The sequence below is a fragment of the Mycobacterium sp. 852013-50091_SCH5140682 genome (assembly GCF_001665685.1).
Lineage (GTDB): Bacteria > Actinomycetota > Actinomycetes > Mycobacteriales > Mycobacteriaceae > Mycobacterium.
Genome location: NZ_LZTB01000110.1, coordinates 16515 through 34776 on the forward strand (window position 1 = coordinate 16515; position 18262 = coordinate 34776).

14 protein-coding genes are annotated in these 18262 nt (G+C 67.8%); 4 read left to right on the forward strand and 10 right to left on the reverse strand.

The features are described 5' to 3' along the window. A complete protein-coding gene (locus A5784_RS28240) occupies positions 1 to 843 on the reverse strand; it encodes a hypothetical protein (protein ID WP_232006269.1) in 843 nt (280 codons plus the stop codon). Between the two features lie 111 nt (positions 844 to 954). On the opposite strand from A5784_RS28240, the gene A5784_RS28245 reads away from it, so the two are divergent. Further along, positions 955 to 1569, forward strand: coding sequence for a TetR/AcrR family transcriptional regulator (locus tag A5784_RS28245; protein ID WP_064948176.1), 615 nt, complete (start codon positions 955 to 957; stop codon positions 1567 to 1569). A gap of 19 nt (positions 1570 to 1588) precedes the next feature. Here A5784_RS28245 and A5784_RS28250 read toward each other — a convergent pair whose 3' ends face one another. Then, positions 1589 to 2614 carry a Gfo/Idh/MocA family oxidoreductase gene (locus A5784_RS28250; protein WP_064948177.1) on the reverse strand — a complete coding sequence of 342 codons (1026 nt, stop codon included), beginning with the start codon at positions 2612 to 2614 and terminating at the stop codon, positions 1589 to 1591. Between the two features lie 108 nt (positions 2615 to 2722). Between A5784_RS28250 and A5784_RS28255 the strand changes: the two genes are divergently transcribed. The 3 genes from A5784_RS28255 (at position 2723) to A5784_RS28265 (ending at position 7064) form a co-directional block, all read left to right on the forward strand. Next, on the forward strand, positions 2723 to 3265 hold the full coding sequence (locus A5784_RS28255) for a hypothetical protein (protein WP_232006271.1): 543 nt from the start codon (positions 2723 to 2725) through the stop codon (positions 3263 to 3265). A gap of 136 nt (positions 3266 to 3401) precedes the next feature. Beyond that, complete coding sequence (locus tag A5784_RS28260; RefSeq protein ID WP_082945123.1) at positions 3402 to 3734, forward strand: hypothetical protein; 333 nt, start codon at positions 3402 to 3404, stop codon at positions 3732 to 3734. 219 nt (positions 3735 to 3953) lie between these two features. Then, positions 3954 to 7064 carry a serine/threonine-protein kinase gene (locus A5784_RS28265; RefSeq protein WP_064948179.1) on the forward strand — a complete coding sequence of 1037 codons (3111 nt, stop codon included), beginning with the start codon at positions 3954 to 3956 and terminating at the stop codon, positions 7062 to 7064. A 44-nt stretch (positions 7065 to 7108) separates the two neighbouring features. On the opposite strand, the gene A5784_RS28270 is transcribed toward A5784_RS28265, so the two are convergent. The 8 genes from A5784_RS28270 to A5784_RS28305 all read right to left on the reverse strand — a co-directional run bounded on the left by A5784_RS28270 (position 7109) and on the right by A5784_RS28305 (position 18262). Beyond that, complete coding sequence (locus A5784_RS28270; protein ID WP_064948180.1) at positions 7109 to 7735, reverse strand: FHA domain-containing protein; 627 nt, start codon at positions 7733 to 7735, stop codon at positions 7109 to 7111. Between the two features lie 9 nt (positions 7736 to 7744). After that, positions 7745 to 8863, reverse strand: a complete 1119-nt coding sequence (locus A5784_RS28275) for a branched-chain amino acid aminotransferase (RefSeq protein WP_064948181.1) — start codon at positions 8861 to 8863, stop codon at positions 7745 to 7747. After that, positions 8856 to 10259: a lyase family protein gene (locus A5784_RS28280; protein WP_082945124.1), complete on the reverse strand. Its 1404-nt coding sequence runs from the start codon at positions 10257 to 10259 to the stop codon at positions 8856 to 8858. Before A5784_RS28280 ends, A5784_RS28275 begins: the two co-directional genes overlap by 8 nt. Beyond that, entirely contained in the window at positions 10256 to 12232 is a 1977-nt protein-coding gene (locus tag A5784_RS28285) for an FAD/NAD(P)-binding protein (RefSeq protein ID WP_064948182.1), read from the reverse strand. The genes A5784_RS28280 and A5784_RS28285 overlap by 4 nt, the downstream gene beginning before the upstream one ends. 13 nt (positions 12233 to 12245) lie before the next feature. Beyond that, a complete protein-coding gene (gene aroF / locus A5784_RS28290) occupies positions 12246 to 13277 on the reverse strand; it encodes a 3-deoxy-7-phosphoheptulonate synthase (RefSeq protein WP_082945125.1) in 1032 nt (343 codons plus the stop codon). A 184-nt stretch (positions 13278 to 13461) separates the two neighbouring features. Continuing rightward, positions 13462 to 14787: an ATP-grasp domain-containing protein gene (locus A5784_RS28295; protein ID WP_064948183.1), complete on the reverse strand. Its 1326-nt coding sequence runs from the start codon at positions 14785 to 14787 to the stop codon at positions 13462 to 13464. Further along, positions 14784 to 16568, reverse strand: coding sequence for an MFS transporter (locus tag A5784_RS28300; protein ID WP_064948184.1), 1785 nt, complete (start codon positions 16566 to 16568; stop codon positions 14784 to 14786). The genes A5784_RS28295 and A5784_RS28300 overlap by 4 nt, the downstream gene beginning before the upstream one ends. Further along, the gene (locus tag A5784_RS28305) at positions 16568 to 18262 is read right to left on the reverse strand and encodes a class I adenylate-forming enzyme family protein (RefSeq protein ID WP_064948185.1); all 1695 of its coding nucleotides are present in this window, start codon (positions 18260 to 18262) and stop codon (positions 16568 to 16570) included. The genes A5784_RS28300 and A5784_RS28305 overlap by 1 nt, the downstream gene beginning before the upstream one ends.

Here is an 18262-nt window from a genome sequence, read left to right on the forward strand (position 1 = left end):
TCAGTCCTTCCCGGTCAGGATGCGGTGATCGTGTAGGTCGTGGGCGGGGGCGTCCGGGCCGAGCGGGTTGGTGACGCCGACCACGACGGTGCGTTGGGTCGCGATGGCGGCGAGACGTTCGATCGCGGTCGCGCGTCTGCTGTTGTCGCGGACCTGCTCGAGATCGCCGACCACCAGGATCGGCCGGTTCGAGAACAGCGACAGGGTGACGCGCAGCAGGAACAGTTCCAGGTCGGACAGATCGCTGATGAAGGCCTTCGGTGACGGCGTCGGCACGTCGCCGAACACCAACGCGAGTTCGGCCGCTCCGGCCTGGTCGGACACCTGCGAATACCACGGCGCCAGCCAGCGCCGCTGCTCAGCGAGAACCGTCTGCACGGTCACCGCGTCCGGTAGATCGTCGATGTCGTCGAATGCCGCGATCGAGCAGTGCTTACGGATGGCCCGCGGCTGTGTGTCGCCGCACACGGTCACCGTGCCGTGTGTCGGCTTGAGTCGGCCGGCCAACGTCAGCAGGAGCGCCGTCTGCCCCCAGCCGCCGGGCATCTGGATGGCGTGAAAGCCCCGCGTCAGCTCGAGATCGACACCCGAGAACAGCGGCTCATGCTCGCCGTCCACGCCCAGACCGGCCGCGACGATCAGGGGTTCGTCGTCCGGTTCATCGGTTTCGGTCGTCTCGACGACGGCCTCGTCGCTTTCGGCGGCCTCGTCGCTTTCGGACCCTGCGCTGCCCTCGGACTGGTCCCCCGGTTCGGCCGCGCCGTCGGCGGACTGCAGATCAGCCTCGCCCGGTTCGTCCTCTGCGTGCATGCGGTTGCTCTTTCCGTTGCCCGTTGCCGTCACCGGTCGATTCTGTGCGGTATGCCATTGCTGCTCCCCCACCGAACCGCCGGATCAGAGTCTGCCATCTCCGACATTTCGATACCCACTGGTATCCATTCGATACTCGCGAGTATGCTGCCGGGTATGCCGTCTGTCAAACCCGCGCGGACCAGGCCGACTCGTGGCGAGGTGCGCGACCGGATCCTCGACGCCGCCCTGGCCGTGTTCGCCGCCGAAGGGTTCGCCGGCGCCACCATCGATGCGATCGGTCAGGCGGCGGGATTCACCAAAGGTGCGGTGTACTCGAACTTCGAATCCAAGGATGAGCTGTTCCTGGCGCTGCTGGACCGCCAGTTCGAAACGCGGGGTGAGCTGATCGCGACCGCCTTCGACAACAGTGGCGGCGACACGGCCGCCACGGCCCAGGCGTTGAGCAGATCCATGCTGGAGTCGATCCACGACCAGAACGAGTTCTATCTCGTCCTCACCGAATACTGGCTGCGGGCCGTGCGCGATCCGCAACTGCGCGACCGCCTGATCGCGCGTCGTCGCGCCGCCGTCGAGCAGGCTCTGCACGTCGTCAACAACGTCACCACCGCGCTGCCCCGGCAGAACCTGCTGGCGCTGGCCCAATTGGTCGTCACGATGTCGACGGGGGTCGCCATGGAAGAGGTGCTCCAACCCGGGACCATCGATGAAACCATGCTGGCCCGCCTCATCGCCGCGCTGGTCGAAGCGGCCAACTGATGCCGAGTGGCCAGTCCCGCTACGCCAGGCGCCGCGCCTCTTCCAGGATCTCCATGGTGCGCACGGCATCGCGCGGATCGACCGGAACGGGCCCTTGGCCGCGGATCGCTGCCGCCACGGCGTCGTAGAAATCTTGGTAGCTGCCTGGGTCCAACGCGATCGTGGCACGCTCGTCGCCTGCGCCGAAGTGTGCGACGCGGGTGTCATGGTCGAAGCCCGGGTCCGACGGCATGGCGCCGTCGACCCGCAGCGCGTGTTCCTGTTGATCGAGGCCTTCCACGACCACGGTGCCCTTGGTTCCCGACAGCCGGAACCGCGGGCCCATCACACCCACCAACGACCCCATGCTCAGCCGGCTCACCACTCCGGATTCGTGCACCAGCTCGAGGAAGGCGTCGTCGTCGGCGGCACCGCCATCGCGCAGAGTTCGCAGCCGGGCGTGTGCGATGGTGCGGACCGGTCCGAGCAGTTGCACCGCCTGGTCCACCAGATGTGGCCCGAGGTCGAGCAGGACGCCGCCTCCGGCGTCGACCGTCGTCGTGGACTTCCAGGTCGGCCCCAACTGGGGTTTCCACCATTCGAACCGGGACTCGAAGGTGTGCGGGGTCCCCAACGCGCCGTCGGCCAGCATGCGTTGAATGGTCCGAAAGTCCCTGTCCCACCGGCGGTTCTGATAGACGACCAATGGACGGTCGTGGGTGACGGCGGCCTCGACGATGCGGTTGGCGTCGGCGACGGTCGGCGCGAACGGCTTGTCCACCACCACCGCAGCGCCGTGTGCCAACGCCGCCGTGGCGTGCTCGACGTGCAGTGCGGGCGGTGACGCGACGACCACGAGGTCGAACTGGCCTGACTGCAGCATCTCGGCGGCCGAGGCGAAGACCTCGACGGTCGGCGCGAGCGCACGCGCCCGCTGCGCCCGGGCCGCGTCCGTGGTGACGACGCCGCGCAGCTCGTAGTTCGGATTGGTGGCGAGGAAGCGCGAGTGAAAGAACTCGCCTGCGACGCCGAACCCGATGACTCCGGCGATAAGACGATCGGTCATGTCAACTCCTCACAGCGGTTGTTAGGAACGTACTCATCGGCCCCGGTCACCGACGGCAATCCGCCAGCTAGTACCGCGTGTCGGGGTCGAACGCCTTAAGGTGGCGTGATGCGCAGGAGAATGCTGATGGCACTGGTGAGCGCGGCGGTCGGCGCCGGCGTCGCCCTCCCCGGTGTGGCTGCGGCCGACCCGCCGCCACCTCCGCCCCCGCCACCACTCAACCTCAACGCACTCACGTCGGTGAAGCCGTCGGACTTCGCGATGCAGAACGGCGAGTACTACGCATTCGCGGTGCCGGGCGATATCGCCTGCGCGATCAGCCGCAGGTCGGGCAACTACGGCTGCACGGGCCCGCTGCCCGCTGCTCCGGACGGCGCGAACGCGGTCACGGGTGGGCAACAGGGTCCGCCCGCATTCCTCAACGACAACCGGCCGCTGTTCGGTTTCGACGGGCTGCCCAATCGACTGCTACCCGGATCGCGCATCAGCTTCCGCAACGTGACGTGCGGGACCGACGGCACCGTGACGATGTGCAGCAACTCCTACGACGGGGCGGGGTTCGCCCTCACGCCCGGCGCCAGCTACATCCTCGGCGTCAACAACCCGCTGCTGCTCAACACGGGCGAGGGGCGCAGCCCCTTCGCCAACTAGGCATCGGGCTCAGGTACTTACCCGGAGGATAGCTAAACCTTTCCCCTCGGAAGAGAACTATGGCTTCCGGGCGATTACTGCCGCTCGCCATTTTCGGCACCATTTCTTCTCATCAGCCCACGAGAGGAAATGCCAAATGACCGATTCACATCGCAAACTGAGCAGCTTCAAGTACGCCGCCACGCTCGTCGGCGCCCTGGCCGTTGTCGCGTTGGCCCCGGCAACCGCCCACGCCCTCCCCGCCAACAACAACGAGGGCGGCGGTTGCCACTACACGGACCAAGACGGTTACGACATCCCGATCGACGAGGGCCAGGACGTTTTCGTCGACGGCAAGATCGTGAGCTGCCGCGGTGGATCGATCGTCGTCACCACCGCGCCCGCGAGTTCTGGCGGGAGCATCAAGCCGTCCAACCCGTCGAAGATCGCTGTCATCAGCGGCCTGCCGCGTGCGGCAGCAACCCGCTGACAACCCTTACAGCAGTCGCGCCCCGGAGCTGGGCGCCGGTTTACGAACAATGTCCTCACCACCCGGCGCAAAACGTGAAGCGCTGGCTTCGCCCGAGTTCAGAATGTAACTGCCGGCTTTCCGGCGCCGGGCGAACGCGAATCCGACGTCGGCGAGTTTGTGCCCCCCACTTTTGACGATCACGAATCAGCCGACTCAGATGGGAGGACCATCGCCGATATGGCCGGAGAACGCGCGGACGGTACCAAACCCACGGGTCAGAGCGGGATCGTTGGTGAGTTGATCGCCGCCGGGTTCCTGGATGCCGTCGAAGTCGGCCGAGGCGGCGCGGGGGTGGTCTATCGCTGCCACCAGACCTCACTCGCGCGCAGCGTCGCCATCAAGGTGCTGATGTCCGATCTCGACCAGGACAACCGGGAACGTTTTCTGCGTGAGGGTTTGGCCATGGGGAAGCTCTCCGGCCACCCGAACATCGAGAACATTCTTCAGGTCGGCATGACCGACAGTAACCGGCCCTACATCGTGATGCCGTATCACCAGGCGGGTTCCCTGGCGCAGCGACTACACCGCGTCGGCCGGATCGCGTGGCCTGACGCATTGCGTATCGGGGTGAAGTTGTGCGGGGCACTGGAAACCGCGCACCGCGCAGGCACCTTGCACCGCGACATCAAGCCCGGGAACGTACTCGTCAACGACTACGGCGAACCACAGCTGAGCGACTTCGGCATCGCCCGAATCGTCGGTGGATACGAAACCGCGACGGGATTTTTCACCGGCACCATCGCCTTCACCGCACCTGAGGTACTGGCTGGAAGTCCGCCGACGGCCGTGTCCGACGTGTACTCACTCGGCGCCACGATTTACGCCTTGATCGCCGGCACTGCCGCGCATGAGCGCAAGGGCGACGAGGACCTCATTGCGCACTACCTGCGGATCAGTTCGACGCCCGTACCGGACATGCGTCCTCAGGGGATCCCGGCCGACGTGTGTGCCGCCATCGAGAAGGCGATGTCGCTGGACCCGACGCAGCGGCACCCCTCGGCGGCGGACTTCGGCCGTGAAATGCAATTGGCACAGCGCCACAACGGCTTGATGGCGGATTCGATGGTGCTCAGTGAGACCAACGGTGAGCCGGAGCAGCCGCCGGCGACGGCAGCGATGCAGTTCGCGACATTCGGTGAGACCGATCTGTCTGATCCGTCGTCCCGCATACCGGACGGCTCCCAGACGCCTGCACCGCCGGCTTCGAATCTGCCAGGCTCGACCGGTCCGATCTCGTCCGGACCGATTTCGGCATTTCGGCCTCCGCCGCTGCCGCCGAGTCCCCCTGGACCGGTTCCGCCGAGCCCGCCTGGACCGGTCCCGCCCAGTCCGCGAGGGGCCGGACCGGATCCGGACGGAACGACGAAAGTCAGACCGACGGCGCGCAATCTCAGACCACTGCTGTTGGTCGCGGCAGCGGTACTCGTGGCGCTCGTATTGGTGGCAAGCGGTATCTACTTCATCGCATCGCGCGACAAGGGCAACGGCGGCGGCAGTGCCGGAAGCACGAGTAGCCCGGCAAGCGCCGGCCCACCGCCGGCTGAGGCCCAGGCCGGCTGGAAACCGATCACGAATGCGCGCGTCGCCCGCGAGGCGGTGGCCACGACGCAGGCCGACGGCACCATCTGGATTTTCGGTGGGCTGGGAAGCGACGGGCGGGTCAGCGGACGGCACGAAGGTTACGACCCCGCCATCGACAGCTGGAAGGGCGGCGACGATCTGCCCGTTCCGGTTCAGCATGCGATGTCGGTGACGTGGCAAGGGACCCCGGTCGTGCTCGGAGGCTGGCGAACCGAGGGCACCAACAGAGAGATTGCGACCGACAAAGTCTGGCGGGTGGTCAACAGTCGCTGGGTGGAGCTGCCGCCTCTGCTGCAGCCCCGCGCGGCGGGCGCAGCGGCCGTGATCGGGGACCGCCTTGTGGTCACCGGCGGCGTCGGTGCCAACGGCAGACTGCTGAACACCACCGAAATTTTCGACGGCACTTCGTGGAAGCTCGGCGCCGAAATACCAACGCCGCGTGAGATGCTCGACGCGACGTCGGACGACAAGCTGGTTTATGCCGTCGGCGGAACCGACGGGGCCGTTGACCTACCGACGGTGGAGGCCTATGACCCGGCCGCGGACACCTGGACCTCTCTGCCCGCACTTCCCCAGCCGCGCAGCGACCTCGGCGTCGCGATCGCCGACGCGCGCCTCGTGGCGGTCGGCGGCCTGTCCGCGGGGCAGGCCCTCAAGACCGTTTCGGTGATGGACCTCGCCACAAAGACGTGGGCCGGTTTGCCGGACATGAGCACACCGCGGCACGGCATGGCTGTCGCCGCGGTCGAGAAATCGGTGTACGTGATAGGCGGGGCGACCGGATCCGGTGTCGCCGAAGTCACCTCGACGGCAGAGGCTCTCAAGCTTGCACCCCGCAAGCTGCAACCCGCATCTGCGTGGCGGCCGCTGCCCGACGCGCCGACCCCGAGGCTCATGATGGCGTGGACCGTTCTCGACGACAAGATCTGGATCGCCGGCGGCATGAGTCACGGAAATACCCTGCAGATAGTGCAGAGCTACGATCCGCAGACCGGAGCCTGGCAGGCACAGCCTCCGCTGCCGATCCCGCTCAATCACGCGACCGCGACGACGTACCGCGGCGAAGTGGTGGTCATCGGGGGTGCGGTCGACGAACTGGCGAACGCGTCGAACAAGGTCTACGCCTTACGTGGCGGCGGCTGGGTCGAACTGCCCAGCCTCACCCACGCCAGGGCCGCCGCTGCCGCCGCGGTGGTGGGCGACAAGCTCGTGGTCGCCGGCGGACAGAACGAGAAGCAGCTCGTGCCGCAGACCGAAGTCTTCGACGGTCAATCCTGGAAGGACGCCGCCGACCTGCCGACCCCGCGCGAACACCTGGCCGCGGTGTCGGACGGAACCTACGTGTACACGGTGGGTGGACGATTCCTGTCCGCCGACAAGAACTCCGCGGCATTCGAGCGGTTCGATCCGCGATCCGGGCAATGGACGAAGCTGGTCGACATGCCGACTCCGCGCGGCAGCTACGGCGCCACGTTCATCGATGGCCGGATCGTCGCGCTGGGCGGCGAGGAACCGACCCGGGTGCTGGGGACGGCAGAGATGTACGACATCGCCGAGGCGAAGTGGATCTCACTGCCACCGATGCCGACGGCACGGCACGGCGAGGTGGTCGCGACTGTCGGCGATACGGTGTACGCCATCGGCGGTGCGAATCGGCCGACGCATGAAGGCCCTGTCGCGACGGTGGAGGCCCTGGACTTCTCCTGACGCGTCATCGAATCTGCTTGCCGCACCGACCTTTTCCTGGCGATTCAGTCCGCGTCGGTACCGCTGTCGCGCAGCATGGCGAGGGTGACCGCACCACGCCGGATGGCCTCGTTGGCGAGCCGGACCCGGCGCTCGCCCTCCGCGGGTATGCCGAATTTGTCGTACAGGTTTTGCAGATGCTGTTTGATGGCGGCCTCGGTGACGAAGAGCTCCTGAGCCATCTGCCGAACCGACACCGCCTCGGGAAACGGGTCGCCGGACACCAGCGGACGACACAGCACGATCAGAACCTCGAGTTCACGCCGGGTGAGGCGCGGAGGGGGCGCAGACGGGGCGACAGAAACCGTTTCCTCAGCAGTCGTCGTGTGGTCGGCGTCCTTAACCTGCCAGAAGACCAACCGTGACTTGCCAATCCGCAACTCGTCTCCGGAACGCAGGACCCGTTCGGCAGAGATCTTTTCTCCGTTGAGGTACGTGCCGTTGCGACTGCCCACGTCGCGTATCGACCAGGCAAACCCGAGATTTTCCAACACGGCGTGGATTCGCGAGACGGTCGAATCGTGATCGAGCGACACGACATTGGTCGAGGACTTGCCGACGGTCACCCGCTCGCCGCCCAGTGAGATCAGCTCCCGTCCTGATGGTCTCCAGATTTCCAGGTGGGAAGGCATATCGACAGCTTATTGAATTGGGCCCGTCCGCACCGGCGAGTCATCAGCGTCGGTGCCCACGAGCCGCATCCAGCCGAAGACATCCGAAGCCTCGCCGTGGTGGATGTCGAACATGGCCGCACGCAGGCGCGCCGTGACGGGACCCGCGCCGCCGTCCCCCACCGGCCAATCCCGGCGAGCCGTCGCCACGTGCCCGACCGGGACGATCGCGCGGGCGGTGCCACACGCAAATGTCTCGGTGATGCGCCCGTCTCGGCAGCCTCGCTCCCACTCGTCGAGCGTGATCGGCTCCTGCGAGACCGGGTATCCGAGCTTTTCCGCCAACCGCAGGATCGAATCTCGGGTGATGCCCGCCAACAGGGTCCCACTCAATGCGGGTGTGCGCAGGCGCGGCCCATCGGCCCTCGACTCCACGAAGAACAGGTTGCAACCGCCCGCTTCCTCGATATAGCGACGCTCGCGGGCGTCCAGCCACACGACCTCGTCGCAGTCATTGGCCGCGGCCTGCCGCTGGGCGATAAAGGCACCGCCATAGTTGCCGCCACACTTGGCCGCGCCGGTACCGCCTGGCGCAGCACGGATGTACTCGGGCGCGGCCCACAACCGCATCGGCTTCGGCTCCACGGACGCGGGCCGCGCCGGGGTCGCGATCACCGCGAACAGGTACTCGTCGGCAGGGCGCAGGCCCAGGCCCGTCTCGGCCGCAATCATGAACGGCCGCAAGTACAAGCTGTGTCCGCGAGTGCGTGGCACCCAGCCACCGTCGACGCGCAGCAGCGCTTCCAGCGCGGGGATGAAGTGCTCCTCGGGCAGCGTGGGCATGCTCAGCCGAAGCGCCGACCTGTTGAACCGGCGGGCATGGTCGGCGGGCCGGAACAGGGCCCGCTGACCGTTCGGACGCCAGAACGCCTTCATGCCTTCGAAAATCGTCTGGCCGTAGTGCAACGCCATGGTGGCCGGGTGTAGTGACATCGCGGTAAGCGGACCGACGTTGGCGTCGCGCCAGCCCACCTCGGCGGACCACCGCATCGTCACCATGTGATCGGTGAAGACGTCACCGAAACCGGGCGTCGCGAGAAGTTCTTCGCGACGCCCGGCTGGAATCGGTTGTGAAGCACCATTATTCATGTGAACTCTCCTTGATGACCGATGCGAAACGCAGTAATGCCCGGTCGACCAGTGGACCGGAAATCCCGGTGTAGCCGGACGGATCGAACAGCCCCGGGACATCAGGGCAGTCCACGCCCTCTCGTTGCAGGGCGACGGCAAGCAGGTCGGCGACATCGGCACCGTCGCGCTCAGCGGCCGCGGTGACCTCGGCCAGCAGGCGTTTGGCGGGGCCTTTGCCCAGTAGCGGCGCCAGCACCGCGTTGACGCGTTCGGTGACGATGGCGCCGCGGGTCAACTGCAGGTTCGCGGCCATCGCCTCGGGTGAGACCTCAAGCGTCTCGGCGAGGCGGGCGGCGTTGGCGGCCGCACCGGCACCGATGCGCAGACACTCCCGCAGCGGTTGCCATTCGGCATGCCAGCCACCCGAGGAGCGCTCGTCGTCGACGGCCATGGAGCCGAACAGCACGAGGCCGATCGGGGGCAGCTGACGAGCGGCGGTCGCGACGAGTGTCGCGAAGACGGGGTTGCGTTTCTGGGGCATCGCCGAGGACGCTCCCTGGCCGGGCACGCGCTCCTCGGCGACCTCCCCGATCTCGGTCCGGCTGAGCACGAGGACGTCGGCGGCCAGCTTGCCGAGCGCGCCTGTGGTAACCATCAGGCTTGCGGCGACGTCGGCCAGCGGCGTGCGGATTCCATGCCAGGGCAGGATCGGCTCGACGAGCCCGAGCCGGTCGGCCACCAATGCCGGCAAACGCAGCGTCGCGCTCACCGCTTCGCTCGCCCAGGTCGAATCGAGCGCGTACTGGTGGTACGCCGCAAGCGTTCCCGCCGCGCCGCCCATCGACACCGGCAGCCCCGCACGTGCCCGGCGCACCCGCGCCACGGCGTCGAGCACCAGATGCAGCCAGGTGGCCGCTTTCAACCCGAAAGTGACCGGCACGGCGTGCTGGGTCAGGGTGCGCCCGGCCATCGGGGTGTCCCGATGCCGCTTGACGTGCCCGGCCAGGCTGTCGGCGCACGCCAGCAGGTCGTCGGCGATCCGGTCTAGCGCCGCCGCGCACAGCAGGGCCAGCGCCGTGTCGAGAATGTCCTGGCTGGTGCTGCCGCGGTGCACGTATTCGGCCGCGGACGCGTCGACCGTCCGGACTACGGCGGTGAGTTGCTCGACGAATGCCACGACGGGGTTGGCCGTCGCGCGCACTCCGGCAGCCAGCGCTGCGAGGTCGATGGATGCGGGCACGGCGGCGGCCCTGATCGCCACCGCCGCGCCCGCGGGAATCACGCCCAATTCGGCCTGCGCCTCGGCCAGCGCGACCTCGGTTGCGAGCATGGCTCGAAGCAACGCGTTGTCGTCGACCAGCTCGGCCGCTCCCGTCGCTGCCCAGGCAGGCGCCAGAATGCCGTGGTCTGTCATGCCGATCTCTCCATGACCCGCTCCGTCGCGGCGCGTAGGCCGGCGCGGGCGATGGCATCCGCGTCGCCGAGGATCACGGAGTTGACGCCGGGACGGATGCCCGCTGCGGTCACCCAGTGCACCGACTCGGTCGGCACCCCGAAGGCGAACCGCCGCGGGTGCGGGCGATCCGCGGCGTCGAGCAGCCGGTAGGGCCTGCGGGTGACGGCGACACCGCCTGCGACCCAGTGCCCACCGCCGCGAATCGGCATGCGGTACGGCTGGCACTCGCCCCGGTCGAGCAGTGTCCGCAGCAGCGGGTCGCTCGTGCGGTGCAGGTCGGTTTCCGGCAAGCGCGCCTCGATCAGCGTCGCGGCCGCCACGGCGAGGTCCGGGCAGGCCCCGGAATATGCGATGAAGCGCCCGTCTGAGCAGTCCACGCGCAGATCCGGGCCGAGCACCTCGAGCACCCCGGCATCCATCAGGGCGGCGAACTGCTCAATGCGTTCAGCGGGCGGCCCGATCGACAGGAACGCGTTCAACGGCATGTACCAGCGCTGCAGTTCGTCCCGATACGAATCACCGGACAGGCCACCGTGATCGACGAGCAACCGGATCTCGTTGCGGAGGTCCCGTAGGACATCCAGGGCAGCCTTGCGGGGGCCGGCCACGTTCCCCTTCCCGGCCTCTCTGACTTCGATGTCCAGATACGACCGCAGCCAGCTGCGGAACCGGTGCGTCGACGAGATGTCGTCGTCGGTGTACGGTGACGCGATATTGCGCCAGTCCCAAGCACTTTCGGCTTCGATGCCGAACTTCGCGAGAACGTCCCGCTGGCCGTCGCTCTCCTCGACGGCCAGCGGGTCACCGAAGCGGGGCACCGTCGCTGGCTGTGCCGTCGCGAACAGGGCGGTGAATTCGTCGGCATCGCACGCGCATTGACGCTCCCGCACCAGTGTCGCGTAGTAGACGGTGCGGACTTCCCGGTCGATCAGCGGCCAGATGTCCCGACGGAAGTCCGCAGGCGCTCCGGCGTCGGCGCGGGCCCGCAGCCCTTCGATCACCTCGGCGGTCAGGTACCGGGGAGTATGCCGCCCGGACGAGCCCTTCTGGTTCCTGCCGCGGGCGTGGAACGGCACACCGCGCCGAGATCCCACGATCAGGCGCGGTTCCCGTCCGGAGGGTACGTAAGTCATGGTGGCTGAGCTGTTTTCGGATCCGCGTACGAAGGTGCCGCCGCGGCCGATGGTGAACAGCGCCATATAGTCGAAGAAATTGAGGCCCAAACCGCGCAAGATGACCGCCTCGCCCGCCGGTACGGTGGCCAGCGCCACGTCGGCCGGGTTGCTGGGCGCGATGTACCGCAGGTGATGCCGGTCGGCGAACTGACTCAGGACGGTTTCGGCCTCGCCGAGTTGATGCGGCATGTGCCCGAGTGCGAGCACCACGGACTGCAGATCGCCGATGGTCTCCCCGGTGCTCAATACGACTTCCTGCAAGCCATTCGGGGTGTCCCGAACGTCGACCGCGCTCGCCTGGTGCGACGTGAAGCTGACAGCAGGCGGTGCCGTCCAGATGATGCGGTCGCGCACCCATTGCAGGTAGCTCCCGTAGAACGCGCGCGACGGATAGTCGTCCGGACCGAGCGTAAGCGCTTCGGCGCGAACCCCTTCCGGTACGTTCGGGCTGCCGACCAAGGCGATCGACCGGGCCCACTCGTAGAGGCTCGGCCCGGCCACGGCCGGGCCCTCGCAGTCGACGGTGTCGTCGACGAACATGGTCACCTGGCAGGCGACCGTGTTCATCAACAACACCCGGTCCTGCGTGCTGCGCCACACCTGGCCGCCGTCGAAGACATGCGGGTCGATCAGGTGGATGACGAGTTCCTGCCCGGGCGCGAGAAGCGAATCAGCGTTGGCGCACAGGCGTTCGGCGACCGACAGGCCGCGCGGCCCGAGCCCGATGATCGCCAGCTGCAGCTGCTCAGTGAACACCTTTTGCCCCGATCTATGCGCCGCTCATGTGGCGGCCGAGTCCGGCCGCCAGTGGAGCGAGCCGACCCATCAGGTCGGCGAATTGTTGTGGGCGCAGTGCCTGTTTGCCGTCGCACAACGCCTGCTCCGGGGCGACGTGGACATCGATGATCAGCGCGTCGGCTCCGGCGGCGATCGCGGCCAGCGACAGCGGTTCCACCAGGTCCGGGTGTCCGCCGGAGTGGCTGGGATCCACCATGACCGGCAGGTGCGTGCGCTGCTTCCACAACGCGACCGCGGTGAGATCCAGCGTGAAGCGTGCCGACGGCTCGAAGGTGCGAATTCCCCTCTCGCACAGCACCACCTGGTCATTACCCTCCAGCAGCAGATATTCCGCCGCGGCCAGGGTCTCTTCCACGGTGCAGCCGAAGCCGCGCTTGAGCACGACCGGAAGACCGCTCTGGCCCGCGGCCGTCAGCAGGGCGAAGTTCTGCATGTTCCTGGCGCCGATCTGCAACGCGTCGACCACCGCGGCCAGCCGCTTGACATGCTCGGGATCGACCACCTCGGTCACGACCGGAAGGCCGGTCCGCTCCCTGGCCTCGGCCAGCAGGTCAAGGCCGTCCCACTGCATGCCCTGGAAGGAGTGCGGTGAGGTCCGCGGTTTGAAGACACCGCCGCGCAGGCCGACTGCGCCGTGGCCGGCGACGACGGCCGCGGTGGCCATCGTCTGTTCGGCCGATTCGACCGCGCACGGTCCGGCGATCACCGCGACGGAACCGTCGCCGATCGTGGTGGGGCCGAACGAGACTGCTGTCCCGCCCGGTCGGATGTCTCTGCGTCCCAACCAGACGTCGCTGTTTCTGCGCACTTGGTGGGTCGGGGCCGGAAGCTCGGGCCCGGCAGTATCGATGAGATCCGCATCGGGTACCGACAGCACGTGAGCCGCGCCGAGCCGGTACATCTCGGCCGGCGCGCCTGCCGATTCCAGGTGCTGTATCCATCCCTCGACGCCGGCCCGGGTGACGGCCTCGTCGAACACGAGCAATGTGTCTGGATTAGTCATGACTCAAATGGTCGCGACCCGGACGTTCTCGCGTAATCGCCTGCGCTGCCAGACTGTTGCTGTCGCGAGGACAGGTTTTTCTATCCGCGGGGTAAGGATGCGCGCGCTCGCCGTTGCCCCAGACAGCCACCAGGGCTGTGAATCCGGTCGATTCACAGCCCTGGGATCTATCTCGTCGGGAAATTCAGTGTGGGGTGGTACGGATCGTGACGGCCCGGCGGACGCGCTCCTCGATCTCGTCGAGCTCGGCGATCGTCGGGGCGTCGATGAAGAAGGTGACGGCCCGGTCATCGGAGCTGCGGATCGGACCCAGCTCTGCGCCGCGGGCCTCATAGACCAGCACGGCGCGCAGTGCAGGCGGGTGATCGGCGGGGAGCGCAGGGATCTCGGGCCAGGGATTGCCGTCGTCGACCCAGCGGGCCTCGACCCCGGGCCAGTCGACCTCGACGTCGACGAGTGTCCCGGGCCGGTGCCCGAGGTACACCTGGCGGGCGTAGCGCCGGGCGCTGGGATAGTCGGCGGCCTCGCCGAGTGCGATCCGCAGGATCTCGGGTTCCATCGGCCGGCCGGTCGCCAGCCGGTAGAGCAGCATGATGCCGTCGCCTGGAGTCCGGGCCGCGACCTCCATGAGGCGGGCCTCCCCCTGCTCGTCGAGCCGCCACTCGGCGTGGGTGATGCCGTTCTCGACGCCCAACCGGTCGAGCATGGCAATGTTGGCGCGCTGCACGGTATCCCACGCGGCATCCCGTGGGGCGGGCACGGTGTGGGCCATCTCCACGAAATACCGCGAGTCGACATCCGTCGTCTCCTTGCGGGTGACCGAGGAGAACAGCGTCTTGCCGTCCTGGGTCAGGCTCTCGACCGAGTACTCCTGCCCGGTGATCATCTGCTCGACGAGGATGGTCTCCTGCGCCGGGTACCCGTCGAGTTGCGTCATCAGCTCGGTGTGGTCGTGCACTTTCTGGACGCCCTCGCTCGAATGCCTCGTTGCGGGCTTCACCACGGCGGGGAACGGTACCGATCCGTGATCGACGTCATCGCGGGTCCCGGGCGGGATGAGGACGGACACCGGACTGAGATCGGGTAGGTACCAACGCTGTAGGTACTTGCTGCGGCAGGCCCGCGCCGCCCGCAACCCGGGGAACGGGAGGCCGAAGTAGTCGGCGATCAGGCCGGTGGGCTCGACCAGTGTCTCCCCGACGGCATAGATGCCGACCACGTCGTACGTCTTGCGCCACCGTTCGGCGTGTTCGATGACTCCGGGCACGAATGACCCTTCGCTGGCCACCGACCCGTCGACGAAGGCCAGCTCGTCGATCGCGCAGGCGGGATGGGCGGGATCATGACCGTGTGCCTGTGCGTACGAGCGCGAGATGGCCGGTGTGATCACCAGAACCTTCAGGTTGCGCCTCCGCAGGTCGTCGATGTAGATCGAGTCTCGGCAGACCACGGGCAGATAGCCGGTCAGGATGAAGGCGCGGGGTTTGGTCGATCGCTGATGGTCGCTCATGATGCACTCCTGTCTGAGGTCGCCGCGGCGGCAAAACTGTTGGTGCGGTTGATGTGTACGGTCGGTGCTGTGGAGGGCGTCGCCGCAAGTGCGGCCAGCGGGGCGTGTCCTTCCAACCGCAGGATCCGGCGGCCGATCCGCACGGACATGCCGGGCAGCCACACGATCGGCGTCCACGGTGCGATCCTGGTCCATTGCGTCTGCCCGGCAGAGCGAACGGAGACCCCGTTTCTCGACTGGCGGTCGACGATGAACACTCGGCCGTCGACGCGGCGGATCTCCAGGTGGGCCCGGGACATTCCGTCGGCGCGCACGTCGATCCGGATGGGACGCAGTCCCCTGCGCACGGCGTCACAACTGTGCGGGTACCGTCCGACCACGCAGTCCCGATCCAGGGTGAATCGTGAATTGTCGTCGAGAACAACGTATTCGAGTGGCGTGCGGGCCGCAGTCGTGGCGGGCAGGGATGACGGCTGCCTGCGGGCCGGCGGGCGGACCGCGAACCGGGCGGTGGCCAGCACCACGGTGGGCGGCTCGGCGTCCTGGACCGAGAGCTGTTCCGACGAAAGCGGGAACGGCCGGGTTCGGATCGCCCACGCGATGACAGGCACGGTGGCCAGACCTGCCGCGGCGAGCAATCCGCCGAGCAGCAGCCAGCCGACCTGACCGATGCCGAGGCACAGGGCACCGAGTACTGCGGGTGCCACCGCAAAGGCGGCACCAAGGCCCATGTCCTGCAGGCCCACGTATTCGCTCTGCGCGTGGGCCGGCGCCAGCTCGAAACTCAGCGCGAAAACAGCTGCTGCATGGCACATCTCGCCGACCGAATGGACGGCAACCGCGACCAGCAGGACCGCGGCCGCTGCCCACACGGGCAGGTTGGCCGCCACCGCCATCCCCCCGCAGGCGACCAGGAAGACAAACCCGGCCACGCGCATGGCCACACCGCCCTGGCGCACGGTGTTGACCTTGCCGCCGACCCAAACCTGCAGCGCCACAACCCCGAACGTGTTGACGAGCAACACGGCGCCGACCATCCAGCGGGGCGCGCTCGTCTGTGTGGCGATCCAGAGCGGGAGGGCGAAGGTGATGACCGCGTACTGCAGACTCATCACTCCGTTGAGGATCGTGTAGGCGATGAAGGGTTTGTCCCGCAGCGCCACCCCGCGTTTCGTCCCGGGTGGGGCGGGCAGCGGCGCGAAGTACGGGAGCGTTGCGCACACCCAGGCGCCGATCAGGAAGGTCGCGGCGTTCGCGAGGAACAGCACCTGGTAGGCGGTCAGGGTGTGCAGCGTCAGCGCCAACCCGCCGACGGCGGCGCCGATGCCGACGCCTGCGTTCTCGATGGCCCGCAGCTGCGAGCGGTAGGCGGCCGCGCCTTCGCCTCCGACGCGGCGGATGAGCCCACCGCGCGACGCCCGCGACGCGGCGGTCGCCAGCATCTCCACGACAGTCACCACGACGAACATCCAGATGTGCGTGACGAAGACGTAGCCCACCATCGTGACTGCGAGCACCACCAGGCTCAAGGCCGCGACGCCCCTGGGGCCGCGGCGGTCGGCCAGGTGGCCCATCGGAACACCGGCGAACAGGCCGATCAGTCCGGCCACGGCCAGCCACAGGCCGACCTCGGTGACCGACAGTCCCAGTCCCTCGGTGAAGTACAGGACCGACGACGTCATGAACATGCCGGTGCCGATGTTGTAGATCCCGGTGCCCAAGCCCAAGCGCCGACGCGCGCCGGGTTCGGGCACCAGGGTCGACAGCCAGTTTCCAATCATCACGCGACTGCGCCGTGGGGCTGGTCGGTGATGAAGGCGGCGATGGCCCGGTTCTCCTGGTGCAGGCTGATCGCCAGATCGCTGTACCGGTCCCGTAATTGGCGCTTGAGCACCTTGCCCGTCACGCCCACGGGGAAGTCGTCGGGAGTGCGGGCGACGTCGAGCACGGCGATGCGGGGATGGCCGGCCTTCTCGAGGATGTGGTTGGCCTCGGCCAGCAGTCGCGCGGCCGCGGCAGGCGAATCATCGGTCACGACAACGGCGACCGGGACCGTCTGGTCGCCGTGGCGGCCCGCGACGACAGCACAGTCGCTGATCGTGCCGATCTCGCTGAGCAACATCTCCTCCATGAGCACCGAGTAGCCGGTGCCCTCGGCGGTTTGGATGGCGTCCTTCGTCCGGTCGACCACGAAGTAGTCGCCGTCGGCGTTTTGGTACACCAGGTCGCCGGTCAGCCAGTAGCCGCCGAGCTTCGAGCGATAGGTGGTGTCCGCGTCGTTCCAGTACCCGGCGGTGATGGACGGGCCCTTGGCGCCGAAGAAACCGACTTCGCCGACCGGCGCCTTGCTGCCGTCGGGTCGCAGCACCGCGACCTCGAGGCCGGGATCGGGCTTGCCGACCCGCCGGTCCGAGCGTTCCGACGCCAGCGTTCGGGGCTGGACCACCAGGCCCCAGCCGAGCTCGGTGGTGCCGAACCGGTCGTAGAACGTGGGTGACTCCTGGTTCGGGCTGCGCTTGGCCAGGATCGCCCCGATGTGGGCTTCGTGGATGGCGTCGCCCATGTTCACCCAGTAGTCCACGGAATCGACGGTGCCGCTGGGCGTTTCGAGCGCGGCCAACTCGGAGTAGGCGTGCGCGAATGCCATCACGCCCTTGGGTTGGTGTTGGCGCACGGCTGCCGCCAGTTCCTCGCCGGTCGGGTCGTAGAGCGCTACCAGCGGCGTGCCGGCCAGGATGGAGTAGGCGGTGTAGACGATGCAGCCGAGATGCGACTGCGGTTGGGCGGTCATCATCCGCTCGTGGGCGGGCTCGGTGTAGTTCACCAGGCGGTAGCGCGGTCCGGCGACGCTGGACGCGTGAGTCTGGATCACGGCCTTCGGAATTCCGGTCGTGCCCGACGAGTGCATGATCGACACCGGGTCCTCCGGCGCGTGGTTGAACCGCCAGGCGTCGGGCAGTGACGCCGGAGCAGGGGCGGGCACATCCTCGGCGAACTGGACCCAACGCAGGCCGTCGAGCGATCCGATTGCTTCGGCGATGGAGGCGAAGCGGGTGCGGTCGGTGTACATCCCCACCGGTGTGGTGCGCTCGCACAGGCCGAGCGCAAGCGCCGGCGACGCCTTGCTGTTGATGAGCACGCCGATGGCGCCCAATTGGGCCAGCGCGTTGAGGTGGATCGTGTAGGCGAACGTGTCCGCCATGTAGAGCGCGACCCGGTCCCGCGGGCCGACGCCCTGCTCGTGGTACCAGACCGACCAGCTCTGGGCGAGCGCATCGAGCTGGGCGAGCGTGAACTCCGTCTGCTCCTCGCCGGCGGTGTTGATCACCGGCCGGACCGTGCGGATGAACGGGATGTGCGGGTCGGGATGCACGGCCATGGCGGTCGCCAGCAGGTTGCCGCCGCCGAGCTCGGGCAGTGCCGCCAAGCGGCAACGCTCTTCGGGGGACAGCAGGGCGCGGGTGGAAATCGTCAT